The sequence below is a fragment of the Pseudomonas viridiflava genome (assembly GCF_003702045.1).
Taxonomy (GTDB): Bacteria; Pseudomonadota; Gammaproteobacteria; order Pseudomonadales; family Pseudomonadaceae; genus Aquipseudomonas; species Aquipseudomonas viridiflava_C.
On sequence record NZ_RBTP01000015.1, the window covers coordinates 161,380 to 173,844 of the forward strand.

Below are 12,465 nucleotides of genomic sequence, written 5' to 3' on the forward strand. Positions count from 1 at the left end.
GACGGCAGCGATGGGCTGCGCAGCAGGCCTGGGTTTTGTCTGATGCACCGCGTTTGCAGGGTTTACTGCCGGTTCCCGGCAGACCGCGGGCAAGCCGCCTCCCACATTTGAACACAGCGTCTCTTTGAGCCGCAGGCCTGACCGTTATATGTCAACCCTTCCACACCTGCGAATTGACCAGATCCTGCGGGCGTTCACCCAGCAGGGCGCTGCGCAGGTTGTGGTAGGCACGATCGGCCATCGCCTGGCGGGTCTCGGTGGTGGCCGAGCCGATGTGAGGCAGTGTAACGGCGTTCTTGAGCTGGAACAGGGGCGACGCTTGCAGCGGCTCCTGTTCGTAGACGTCCAGACCCGCACCGCGAAGGGTGCCGTTCTGCAGGGCCTCGATCAGCGCAGGCTCGTCGACAATCGGCCCACGTGCAATGTTGACCAAGATCGCGCTCGGCTTCATCAGGCTCAATTCGCGGTGCGAGATCAGGTGGCGCGTCTTGTCGCTCAATGGCACGACCAGACAGACGAAATCGGACTCAGCCAGCAATTGATCCAGGCTACGGAATTGCGCGCCCAGTTCTTGCTCAAGCTCGGTCTTGCGGCTGTTGCCGCTGTACAGGATCGGCATGTTGAAGCCCAGGCGGCCGCGACGCGCAATGGCGGCACCGATGTTGCCCATGCCCACGATCCCCAGTGTCTTGCCATGCACGTCGGTGCCGAAATGCGGCGCTTCGATGCTGCGTGTCCACTGGCCTGCCTTGGTCCAGGCATCCAGTTCAGCCACGCGGCGCGCACTGCTCATGATCAACGAGAAACCCAGATCGGCGGTGCTTTCGGTCAACACATCCGGCGTGTTGGTCAGCATGATGCCGCGCTCGCTCAGGTAGCCGACGTCGTAGTTGTCATAACCCACTGAAATGCTCGATACCACTTCCAGACGGCTGGCGTTCGCCAATTGCTCACGGCCCAGTTTGCGGCCGGCACCGATCATGCCGTGGGATTCGGGCAAGGCGTCTTCAAACTGGGCATTGAGGTCGCCCCGCTTGGGGTCGGGCACGATCACGTTGAAGTCGTGCGACAGGCGCTCGGCCATTTCAGGGGACACACGGCTGAAGGCGAGTACGGTTTTTTTCATTGGGCAGTCACTCTTGAGCGGGTTGAGTGAGTAGCACGCTAACATTCCTGCCCGCCCTTTGGCAGCCGCTTTTTGCAGTTGTACGACGTCAGGATATGTTCTTGAGCGCCTGCACGTGCAGATCCGCTTCATCGGCCGCCAGAATCTCCGGCAGCGAGCCGCGCAGGTATTCGACCCACGTCTTGATCTTGGCATCCAGGTACTGGCGTGACGGGTAGATGGCGTACAGGTTCAGCTCTTGGGAGCGATAGTCGGACATGATCCGCACCAGCGTACCGTTGCGCAGGCCTTCGATGGCCGAGTAGATCGGCAGGATGCCCACGCCCATGCCGCTGGAGATCGCAGTTTTCATGGCGTCGGCCGAGTTGACCAGCAGCGGTGACGTGGTGATCGTGACCATTTCCTGGCCTTGCGGACCGTCGAACAGCCACTTCTCCAGCGGAAACACCGGGCTCACCAAACGCAGGCACGCATGGTTCAGCAGGTCCGCAGGTTTGTGCGCCGTACCGAAGGTCTTGATGTACTCCGGCGATGCACACACGATGCTGTAAGTGATCCCCAAACGCTGAGACACGAAGCCCGAGTCCGGCAGTTCACTGGCCAGCACGATCGACACGTCGTAGCCATCTTCCAACAGGTCAGGCACGCGACTGGTGAGGGTCAGGTCGAACGACACATCGGGGTGGCTGCGTCGGTAGCGGGCAATGGCATCCACGACGTAATGCTGACCGACGCCTGGCATCGAGTGCATTTTGAGCTGACCGGCCGGGCGCGCATGGGCGTCGCTGGCCTCGGCTTCGGCTTCTTCGACCGACATCAGGATCTGCTCGCAGCGCAGCAGGTAGCGCTTTCCGGCTTCGGTCAGCGCGATGCGGCGCGTGGTGCGGTTGAGCAGACGCGTCTGCAAGTGCGCCTCAAGGTTGGAGACGGCACGCGACACGTTGGCGGTGGTGGTGTCGAGCAGGGCAGCTGCCGCAGTAAAACTGCCCGCTTGCGCCACGCAACTGAAGGCGCGCATGTTTTGCAGGGTGTCCATGAATGTATCTCTGAGTAGATGGCAAATTGTGACATGAAGTAACGTTGGCATGTCAGCCATACCAAAGGATTATCGCCGTTTCGGTAACAAAGATTCACATATCTCCCTGCTTATCGCCATCTCGGGCGCCCCCTAGAATCGCCGCCACTCAAGGCGTTTCATCACCGGTCGGGAACTCGCAGCTGTGCCGCGTCGCATTATCAGAGGGCTCAAGCCCCTCGGTCTTCTGGCTTTATCGTTTGTCATCAGCGGCTGTATCGGCACTGGCGGAATCGGACCTCAAAGCAGCGTTTTGCCTGCCGACAGCCTGGCCACCGACACGGCAATCCATCGTGCTGCGCTCAGCGCACACTGGCCCACCGGGCAGTGGTGGCAAGTCTACAACGACCCGCAACTGGATCATTGGATCGAGCTGGCAGTTCTCGGCAGCCCCAGTCTGGCCATCGCGGCCGCGCGCGTGCGGGAGGCCAGAGCGATGGCCGGTCTGGCCGAGTCGGCCGAATCGCCGCATGTTCAGGGCACCGCCAGTCTGGCGCGTCACGATTGGCCCAGTGATCAGTTTTACGGCCCCGGCGCGCTTGCCGATCGTCGCACCTGGGACAACAATGCGACGCTGGGCCTGAGTTACCCGCTGGACCTTTGGGGACGTGAGCGTAATGCCAGCGAACAGGCGCTTGATCTGGCGCACATGAGCGCCGCCGAACAGCGCCAGGCGCAGCTTGAGTTGCAGGAAAACATCGTTCGCGCCTACATCCAGCTGTCCCTGAACTTCGCCCGTCTGGACATCGCCGAGGCCACCCTGGCGCAGCAACAACAAATGCTGGACCTTGCGCAGCGTCGTCTCAAGGGTGGTCTCGGCACGCACTTCGAAGTGAGCCAGGCCCAGGCAACGTTGCCGGAAAGTCATCGGCAGGTCGATGAGCTTGAAGAAGCCATTGCGCTGGGGCGCAACCAGTTGGCGGCGCTGGCAGGCAAAGGGCCGGGCGAGGGCGCGACCTTGCAGCGTCCCCGCCTGGCATTGAATGCCGAACTGAAGTTGCCGTCGGCATTGCCTGCGCAACTGCTGGGACAGCGCCCCGACGTAGTCGCCAGTCAGTGGCGCGTGGCCGCGCAGGCCCGGGGCCTCGATATGGCCCATGCCGACTTTTACCCCAACGTCGATCTGGTCGCCAGCCTGGGTTACATGGCCACGGGCGGCGGCATGCTGGCGTTTCTTACCGGCAGCAAACTCAGCTACAAGGCCGGTCCGGCATTCACACTCCCCATCTTCGATGGCGGACGTTTGCGTGCTGAATTGGGACGTGCGTCGGCCGGTTACGACCTGGCAGTCGCGCACTACAACCAGACGCTGGTGATGGCGCTACAGCGTGTGTCCGATCAGTTGATTCGTCGTGCTTCGCTGGACAAGCAGCAGGTGTACGCGGCCGAGTCGGTGACGTCGGCGCGCAAAACACTCGACATCGCCCTGGTCGCTTATCAGCGCGGGCTGACCGATTACCTCAATGTGCTCAACGCCCAGACATTGCTGTTCCGTCAGCAGCAGGTTCAGCAGCAGGTCGAGGCTGCCCGTCTGTCCGCGTATGCCGGGCTCGTGGTGGCGCTGGGTGGAGGGCTGTCGGCAGGTGACGATGTGCCTGCCACACTTGGTGGCGCACGCAGCCAGGTTGGTCGCTGACATGATGACCATCGCTCAGCGTTTCATCGCGCTGCCCTGGCGTCGTGAGTTCAACCGCTGGGCGCGCAGCGACGGGGTGACGTGGGTCTACATCGGCAAAGTGCTGATTGCCGCCTTCCTGACTTACTGGCTGGCGCTGCGCCTGGAACTGCCGCAGCCGCGCACGGCGATGATTACCGTGTTCATTGTCATGCAGCCTCAAAGCGGCCAGGTGTTCGCCAAGAGTTTCTATCGATTGCTGGGCACGCTGGCGGGTTCGGCCATGATGGTGCTGCTGATGGCGCTGTTCGCTCAGAACCCGGTGCCTTTCCTGATGTGCCTGGCGGTGTGGGTTGGACTGTGTTCGGCGGGTGCCGCGCGCTACCGTAATTTTCGTGCGTACGGTTTCGTGCTGGCCGGTTACACCGCTGCGATGGTGGGTCTGCCTGCGCTGGCGCATCCCGAAAGTGCATTCATGGCCGCGGTGTGGCGAGTAATGGAAATCTCGCTGGGAATTCTGTGTGCCACGGCCATCAGCGCTGTAGTGCTGCCACAGAGCGCCAGTGCGGCGATGCGCAACGCGCTCTATCAGAGGTTTGGCGTGTTTGCCCGCTTCGTCGTTGAAGGCCTGCGCGGTAATCAAGCGCGAGCCGCGTTCGAAACCGCTAACGTGCGTTTCGTGGCCGAAGCCATTGGTCTTGAGGGCCTGCGCAGTGTCACGGTGTTCGAGGACCCGCACATGCGCCGCCGCAACGGACGGCTCAATCGCCTGAACAGCGAGTTCATGGCCGTCACGACCCGTTTCAATGCGCTGCATCAACTGCTTGAGCGGCTCCGTACCGAGCAGTCAACGGTGGTGCTGAGTGCTATTGAGCCGGGCCTCGATCAACTGACCGCGCTGCTTGATGCGTTCGCCGACAAGGCGTTGACGACCGGCGATGCCACGCGGTTGGTGACGCGCCTGGACACCCTCAAGGCGCAGTGGCCGGAGACGGTCAGGCGTCTGCGTACCGATTTTGAACAAACGGGTCCTGGTGACGCCCATCGGCTGGATTTTCATACGGCATTCGAGTTGCAGTACCGTCTTCTTGACGAGTTGCTCGGGCATGCCCAGACCCACGCCTCGTTGGCCGATCATCAACATGTGCGTGAGCAGTGGAACGAGGCGTTTGTCCCCCGCACACACTGGATGACGGCGGCTGCAGCGGGCGTTCGAGCCACGTGCGTGGTTGCGCTTCTGAGCGCCTATTGGGTGTTGACCGCATGGCCCAGCGGGGCGGTCATGACGCTGGCTTCAGCTGCAACGGTTGCGCTGTCGTCAACCACGCACAACCCCAGACGAATGTCGTTTCAGATGACCTGCGGCACGCTGCTCGGCGCGCTGTTCGGGTTTGTCGAAACCTTTTTTCTGTTCCCGCAGATCGATGGCTTTCCCTTGTTGTGCTGCTTGTTGGCACCGGTGTTCATGGTGGGAGCATTTCTGGGATCGCGTCCGCAATGGACGGGCTACGGGCTGGGCTTGCTGATTTTTTTCAGCATCGGTTCGGTGCCGGATAACCTCACGGCCTACGACCCTTACACCTTCATCAACGATTACATCGCGATGGTGATCGGCATGCTGTTCTGCGCGGCGGCGGGTGCAATCATCCTGCCGCCCAACAGTCGCTGGATGTGGCAGCGGCTGGAGCAGGCGCTGCGTGATCAGGTGGTGTTTGCGATCAGTGCGCCTTTGCAGCGATTGGGGTCCAGCTTCGAAAGCCAGACCCGCGACCTGATGCACCAGGCGTACGGTCTGGCCAGCGGCAGGCCTGTCGTGCAGCGCGAACTGTTGCGCTGGATGTTTTTAGTGCTTGAGATCGGTCATGCAATCATCGAGCTGCGTCGCGAGCAGGCCGCGTTGCCGGTTCACCCTAGCTACGCCGAGTACCAACCCTGGCGCATTGCTCTGCGAGTGATGGGGCGTGCGTTAATCCGTCTGTTCATCCAGCCTGACCAGAGCAACCTGCTGCGTTGCCTGCTGGCGGTCGATCAGGCACTCAATCGAGTCCAAGAAGCGGACGAGCCTTTTGCCTCGCATTTCGATACCTCGGTGCTGCGCCGGGTGAAAAGCTATCTGCACTTCATCCGTTCTTCGTTGCTGGATCCTCAATCGCCAATGGCTGCCCACGGCCGCTCGCCGCATCTCTGTGGAGTGGCCCATGCCGCGTGAAATCGCTTTTCACGGTGTGTACCTGCCGACGCTGACCCTGATGTTTCTGCTTGCGATGGCCCTGGCCTGGGGGCTGGATCGCCTGCTGGCAAGGCTGGACCTGTATCGCCACTTCTGGCATCCGGCGTTACTGCGCCTGAGCCTGTTCGTTTGTTTGCTCGGCGCGCTCGCGCTGCCTCTTTATCGTTGATGCCTGGCTCGGAAAATCTCTGGATGAAAAAGCTTTTCAGCGTGATCGCCACGTTGCTGTTTCTGGCGCTGGCCCTGTGGATCGGTCGTGCCCTGTGGGTTGACTACATGGACACGCCCTGGACACGTGACGGTCGGGTGCGGGCCGACATCATCAACGTCGCGGCCGAGGTGTCCGGTACGGTGATCGACGTCCCTGTGCACGACAACCAGCAGGTCAAGCGTGGCGATGTGTTGATGCAGATCGACCCGCAGCCATACCAAATCGCCGTCAAGCAGGCCCAGGCGCTGCTCGCCTCGCGCAAGGCGACCTGGGAGATGCGCAAGCTCAACGCCAAGCGCAGGGCGGATATGGACGAGCTGGTGATCTCCGCAGAAAACCGTGACGATGCCAGCACCGTTGCGGCCTCGGCGCTGGCTGATTATCAACTGGCGCAGGCGCAGCTGGAGGCGGCAGAACTTAACCTGACGCGCACCCGTGTGCTGGCATCCGTGGATGGCTACGTCACCAACCTGAACGTGCATCGGGGTGACTACGCACGCATCGGTGAAGCGAAGATGGCGGTGGTCGATATGAATTCGTTCTGGGTCTACGGGTTCTTTGAGGAAACCAAACTGCCGCACCTGAAGGTGGGTGACCCGGCCGACATGCAACTGATGAGCGGCGAGGTCATTCAGGGGCATGTCGATAGCATCGCGCGCGGCATCTATGACCGCGATAACCCGCAGAGTCGCGAACTGGTCGCCGACGTCAACCCGACCTTCAACTGGGTCCGTCTGGCCCAGCGCGTGCCGGTGCGTATCCATCTGGATCGGGTGCCGGAAGGTGTGTTGCTGTCAGCGGGCATGACCTGCACGGTGATTGTGAGGCCGGGCTGATCTTGCCCCACAGATCATTCCTCATGCTCTGCGTGGGGATGCCTCCCGTGACGCGGAGCGGTCCTGGACTATATGCCCATGCGAAGCGCTCATCGTTATGCACACGTCCAAAAGAAGGGCAAAACGAGGCATAAAACACATGTGCCTGACTGAATGCATGCCCTGTGAGAGGCGGCAAGACGTGTGTATCACGCTGAGCCCAGGCACGATCAGATTACCGCCTGTCACAATGAAGCATTCAGCCCGAACCGCTTGCGCAGGCCGCTTTCCAGCAATCCCTTGGGCAGCAACCATGACATCAGCGGCAGTATGCGTGAGCCGTTGCCCAGGCGCAGCAGGCGTGGCGGGTTGGCTTGCTGGACGGCTTTGAGCAGGTCGCGGGCTAAGTCGGTGGCGGGGGTGGGGTTGTCTTGCGAGGCCTTGGCGCGTGCACGAATACCTTCACGGATCGGCCACCAAGGCGATTGTTCGCTGATGAGTTGTTCAGCTTCATGACTGGCGTTTTTCGCAAAGCTCGACGCAATGGCCCCCGGCTGGACTTCCATCACCTGCACACCAAACGGTGCCAGCTCCAGACGCAGGGCATCGCTGAGTGCATGCACGGCCGCTTTCGACGCGCAGTAGGCGCCCGCGAACGGTGTCACCAACACCCCGGATACACTGCCGATATTGACCACCAGCCCTTTGTTGCGGCGCAGTGCCGGGAACAGCGCCCGGGTCACGCCGACCACGGAAAACACATTGGTTTCGAACTGACGCTGCAAGGCCTGCACACCGCCATCGAGCAATGGTCCCATCGCGCCATAACCTGCGTTGTTGATCAACACGTCCAGCCCGCTGTGCTCCAGCCCTGCGGCGAGCTGTTCCAGCGCCATGCTGTCGTTGACATCCAGTTGCACGGCAATGAACCCCGCTGCGCTGAGCGCTGCGACGTCCTCCTGCTTGCGAGCAGTGGCCCACACTTCATAACCGTTTGCCTTGAAGGCCTCGGCGAGTGCGCGGCCAATGCCGCTGGAACAGCCAGTGATAAGCGCGATGGGCATGTCGATGTCCTTAGGGATCAGTCCGAGAAACTGCCTTGCAGATGTTCTGCACGAAACTCCAGGGTTTGCGGGCGATAGCCATTGCGCAGGGCGGGCACTGGCACGCAATCCTGCCACTGACCGTCTGCCGATAACTCACCCGGCCCGCGATAACGCGCAGAGGTATAGGTGTTGTCCGCCAGATTGACCGTATCGCCGGGCGCATACGCCGCGATCCGCCAACGCAGCGCCACTAACGATGCCCTGTTGCGGTTGGTGACCAGCACTTGCAGAGGGCGATCAGCCGGACACTGTTCAGGAGCGTAGGTCAGCCGGATATCCAGTTGCTCCAGCTGCCGGGTTTCGCGACTGTCCTGCCAGATCACGATAGCGGCCACGATGCCCAGGCCAGCGGCTGCCGCCAGCGACACAGGCAGTGCCTTGGCCGGATAACGCAGCAGCAGAATGAGCCAGGTCAGGATTAACAGGATACCGATCAGCATGCGGCAGGTCTCCAGCAGAGGGCGATGCAGAACATCCTACAGAAAGGGAAGGGCGATTGACCAACAGGGTCGCAAAGGGGTGATCCACAGGGGGGGGACCAGTCATGGTGAGCTGGCGTTTGGTTATCCGTGATCGGTAAGGCGATGACTTCAGTCTTCAAAAAAAAGCCCCCGACACTGTCCTGCGGATGGGATACGCAAGACAGTGCCGGGGGCCGGTGTTCTACCGCTATTGAGCTAGCCGTTGATCAACGCGCAATGGTCTGCGTTTTCACACCGGCTTCCAGCGCGCCCGAACGACCGTAGATATCTTCGAAACGCTCGATATCGTCTTCGCCCAGGTAGCTGCCCGATTGCACTTCGATGATTTCCAATGGAATCTTGCCCGGGTTTTTCAGGCGATGGACCGAAGCGATCGGGATGTAGGTGGACTGGTTTTCGGTGAGCAGGAACACGTTCTCGTCACAGGTCACCTGCGCAGTGCCGGATACCACGATCCAGTGCTCGGCGCGGTGGTGGTGCATCTGCAGCGACAGGCACGCGCCCGGCTTGACCGAGATGCGCTTGACCTGGAAGCGGCCGCCCATGTCCACGGAGTCGTACGAGCCCCACGGACGATACACTTCGAGGTGGTTCTGGGTTTCGGTACGGCCCTGTTCGTTCAGGGTGTTGACCATTTGCTTGACGCCCTGAACCTTGTCTTTGTGGGCAATCATCATGGCGTCCTTGGTTTCGACGACCACGATGTTGTCCAGGCCGATCACCGACACCAGTTTGCCATTGCCGTGAATCATGCAGTTGCGGCTGTCCTGGATCACGACGTCGCCCTTGGTGACGTTGCCGTTTTCATCCTTGGCGTTCACTTCCCACAGCGACGACCAGCAGCCGACATCGCTCCAGCCAGCCGACAACGGTACGACGCAGGCACGCTGGGTTTTTTCCATGACGGCGTAGTCGATGGAATTGTCCGGGCAGCAGGCGAAGGTGGAGGCGTCGATTTCAACGGCGTCACCGTCCTGGACACTGCGCTCCAGGGTCAGCAGGCAGGTGTCGTAGATGTCCGGATCGTGCTTTTTCAGCTCTTCCAGGAAACGGCTGGCGCGGAACAGGAACATGCCGCTGTTCCAGTAGTAGCCACCGGCTTCGACGAACTCGTTGGCACGCTTTTCGTCAGGCTTTTCGACGAACTGCGACACGCGGCTCACGCCTTCCGGCAGCAGCGCATCGGCAGTGGACTTGATGTAGCCATAGCCAGTTTCCGGCTTGTTGGCGGGTACACCGAACAACACCATTTCGCCACGCTCGGCGGCCACTGTGGCCAGTGCCAAAGCGCGTTGCAGGGCTTTCTGGTCTTCGATCACATGGTCAGCCGGCAGCACAAGCATCAGACCGTCGTTGCCTTCATTGACCAGTTTCATCGCAGTCAGGGCCACGGCCGGCGCAGTGTTACGGCCGAACGGTTCCATGAGGATTGCCTGGGTGTCCAGTTTCAGTGCCGCGAGCTGCTCGTTGACGATGAAACGGTGTTCTTTGTTGCACACCACGATCGGTTCTTGCATGCCGTCGAACACCAGACGCTGCAACGTCTGTTGAAACAGCGTGTGTTCACCGGTCAGAGCCAGGAACTGTTTCGGGAATTGCTTGCGCGAAAGCGGCCAGAGTCGTGAACCGCTACCACCTGACAAGATCACTGGAATCATTTTATTTCTCCAATAGCATTCAATATGGGCTGTACGTGCTGTCTGTCGTTTCTGTCTTTTTCTTGTTCCGCACCGGCCGGTTCAAGGCATGGCCCTGAACCGGCCAGCTTTGTCCTTTAGCGGGTTGCAACCGGTGGCTTGACCCACACTGGCGAGAGGCTGGTGCCGCTGCCGGTGATGTACAGAACGGCGGCTTCGCCACGTTCCAGGGCCACAGGTTTCACATCGGTGACTTTCTTGTCGCCGTCGTACAGCGCCAGACTGACTTTGACCGGGTTGATTTCACGCTCGCCGGTGCCTTTGGCTGCCACGGTCTTGACCACATCGGTCTTGCCGTCGGCGGTTTTGAGGGTCAGTGCCTTGTCGCTAAGGTTCTGCACGCGAACCAGGGATTTCTGCTTGTTCTTGAACGGTGGTTCTTCGATCAGTTGCGGTTTGCCGCTGGCGTTGTTAACCAGGGTGTAATAGTGATCGCCTGCCAGTTTCACCGGCACGCTCTGGCTGCCCAGTTTTGCGGTGTAGTCGCCCTGTGGCATGAAGCTGAACGCAGTGCTGCCCAGTGGCGCGACTTCGTTCATGTTGGTGTTGCCGACGCTGGCGCTGATTTCAGCGTTGCTGGCGTTGTAGACACGCACGAAGGTCGAGCCTTTCGGAGCGGTCGGGCCGTACAGGGCGGAGTCACCTGCGAGGGCTTGCAGGGACATCAGGCCCAGGCCTGCGGCCAGTGCGCAGGTTTTGAAGAAACGGTTCGTGTTCGAACGGTTTGCAGTTGTGTGTTGGGTCATGAGTCAGTCCTCTCAGTTTTGCGCCCGGTTGGGCGACTCGGATGGGTTGGCGTTTAACGCCACGTTATCTTGGGTATTGCGCGATTTTTTCAGCTCGGCGATCCATTGCTGATCGAACTCGCCAAGGTCGTTGTGAGCCGGCAGGTAGCGCTCCGGGAACTCCCAGATGACCACTTGCGGCGGGGTGTTCTTGAACGCATCGGTTTGCAGGTACTTGAGCATCGGCAGGATCGGACCGTGGCCGTCTTCGGCGTAGTTCACGACGTCGCTGCGCAGGGCTTCTTTCAGGGCACCCACGAAGTTCCAGTTCGGGTTGGCGCTGTAGCTGGTGCCGACCAGACCGACCGGAATGTCGCTGTCCGCGAACAAGGCTTCATCGCCAGCCGGTTCGCCCTGAACCGGATCGGTGCTGCGTTGCTGCAGCTCGTCAGGCTTGGGCAGCATGTTGCTGAACAGCGGATCCAGTGGCAGGAACGTGGTCAGGTCGCCCTTGTAGGGTTCGCTGCCCTTGGCCTGGGTGACGAACTGTTCAGGCTCGCCTTCCAGCGGGGTCTTCTGAGCGATGGCGACGCCCAGCTGTTGCGCGGCCACTTCAGCGCCCATCGGCGTCCAGTGGGTGTCGGTGCGCAGGAAGACCTGACCTTTCTGTTTGGCTGCTTGCAGCGGTGCCAGCAGGTCCGGCGCGAAGATCCCGGCTTTAGCGACCTGCGCGTGGAACTGCTGATACAGGTCGGCGTGCAGGCTGGCCGGTTTGTTGTCACCGATGTGTTCCGGGTACAGGCGGGTCTTGGCCGGGACGATGGCCAGAACCAGCTTGGTGCCCTGTTTTTCCAGTGCGTCACGTACGCCCTGGATCAACGCCAGGTTGTCCGCTTCGTTCTGCTCGCCATTGGCAATGGCATCGAACTCTTCATCGGTGTACAGCCACTGGTCCTTGCCGAGCACCACGCCCGGACGGCCTTCGTTGAACAGCTTGTAATCCAGCGCCGCCCACAGGTTGGTGCCCAGGCGCTTGATCGGAAACTCATCGTCGTAATGGGTTTCCGCCGCTTTGGTCCACTTACCGTTGAGCACGGTGGTCTCGGCCGAGGTCGAGAACGTGCTGAAGCTGCGCAACGACCAGGCGCCCAGGATCAACAGCAGACCCAGGAAGATGGCGATGTAGAGGATTCGTAATGAACGGGTCATGTCAGGCTCCTCAGAACTGGAAGTAAAGGAACGGCGAGAAGCTCTGCGCCGAAAGTTTGAGAATCGAAGCAACGAACAGCAGCAGGATCAGTGCGCGCATGGCGTAGCGGGGCCAGTCGGCAACCCAGTACGCCGGTTGCACCTGTGCTTCGCTGCCCACGGTGTAGCCGGGCA

11 protein-coding genes and 1 pseudogene are annotated in these 12,465 nt (G+C 60.9%); 4 read left to right on the forward strand and 8 right to left on the reverse strand.

Annotated elements, in window-relative coordinates:
• Positions 1-151: 151 nt before the first annotated feature.
• Together ALP40_RS07060 and ALP40_RS07065 are read right to left on the reverse strand one after the other, a co-directional pair.
• Positions 152-1,126, reverse strand: a complete 975-nt coding sequence (locus ALP40_RS07060; protein WP_122207584.1) for a D-glycerate dehydrogenase — start codon at positions 1,124-1,126, stop codon at positions 152-154.
• Between the two features lie 88 nt (positions 1,127-1,214).
• Entirely contained in the window at positions 1,215-2,162 is a 948-nt protein-coding gene (locus ALP40_RS07065) for a LysR family transcriptional regulator (protein WP_122207585.1), read from the reverse strand.
• Between the two features lie 184 nt (positions 2,163-2,346).
• On the opposite strand from ALP40_RS07065, the gene ALP40_RS07070 reads away from it, so the two are divergent.
• From ALP40_RS07070 to ALP40_RS07085, 4 genes are read left to right on the forward strand one after another with little or no spacing between them, the layout of a single operon-like run.
• The gene (locus tag ALP40_RS07070; protein WP_122207586.1) at positions 2,347-3,837 is read left to right on the forward strand and encodes an efflux transporter outer membrane subunit; all 1,491 of its coding nucleotides are present in this window, start codon (positions 2,347-2,349) and stop codon (positions 3,835-3,837) included.
• Position 3,838: 1 nt separating this feature from the next.
• A complete protein-coding gene (locus ALP40_RS07075; protein WP_122207587.1) occupies positions 3,839-6,025 on the forward strand; it encodes an FUSC family protein in 2,187 nt (728 codons plus the stop codon).
• Positions 6,015-6,215 carry a DUF1656 domain-containing protein gene (locus ALP40_RS07080; RefSeq protein ID WP_122207588.1) on the forward strand — a complete coding sequence of 67 codons (201 nt, stop codon included), beginning with the start codon at positions 6,015-6,017 and terminating at the stop codon, positions 6,213-6,215. The genes ALP40_RS07075 and ALP40_RS07080 overlap by 11 nt, the downstream gene beginning before the upstream one ends.
• 23 nt (positions 6,216-6,238) lie before the next feature.
• Positions 6,239-7,093, forward strand: coding sequence for an HlyD family secretion protein (locus ALP40_RS07085; RefSeq protein ID WP_122207589.1), 855 nt, complete (start codon positions 6,239-6,241; stop codon positions 7,091-7,093).
• A gap of 224 nt (positions 7,094-7,317) precedes the next feature.
• On the opposite strand, the gene ALP40_RS07090 is transcribed toward ALP40_RS07085, so the two are convergent.
• From ALP40_RS07090 to ALP40_RS07115, 6 genes and pseudogenes are all read right to left on the reverse strand, one after another.
• Positions 7,318-8,136 carry an SDR family oxidoreductase gene (locus ALP40_RS07090; RefSeq protein ID WP_122207590.1) on the reverse strand — a complete coding sequence of 273 codons (819 nt, stop codon included), beginning with the start codon at positions 8,134-8,136 and terminating at the stop codon, positions 7,318-7,320.
• Positions 8,137-8,153: 17 nt separating this feature from the next.
• Positions 8,154-8,618 carry a multidrug transporter gene (locus tag ALP40_RS07095; protein ID WP_122207591.1) on the reverse strand — a complete coding sequence of 155 codons (465 nt, stop codon included), beginning with the start codon at positions 8,616-8,618 and terminating at the stop codon, positions 8,154-8,156.
• Between the two features lie 248 nt (positions 8,619-8,866).
• Positions 8,867-10,318 (reverse strand): mannose-1-phosphate guanylyltransferase/mannose-6-phosphate isomerase, encoded by a 1,452-nt coding sequence (locus ALP40_RS07100; protein ID WP_122207592.1) that lies wholly within the window; start codon positions 10,316-10,318, stop codon positions 8,867-8,869.
• A 116-nt stretch (positions 10,319-10,434) separates the two neighbouring features.
• Complete coding sequence (locus tag ALP40_RS07105) at positions 10,435-11,103, reverse strand: alginate O-acetyltransferase AlgF (protein WP_122207593.1); 669 nt, start codon at positions 11,101-11,103, stop codon at positions 10,435-10,437.
• A 12-nt stretch (positions 11,104-11,115) separates the two neighbouring features.
• Positions 11,116-12,291, reverse strand: a complete 1,176-nt coding sequence (locus ALP40_RS07110) for an alginate O-acetyltransferase (RefSeq protein ID WP_122207594.1) — start codon at positions 12,289-12,291, stop codon at positions 11,116-11,118.
• 10 nt (positions 12,292-12,301) lie between these two features.
• Positions 12,302-12,465 (reverse strand): annotated as a pseudogene (locus ALP40_RS07115) (membrane-bound O-acyltransferase family protein); the annotation flags it as partial.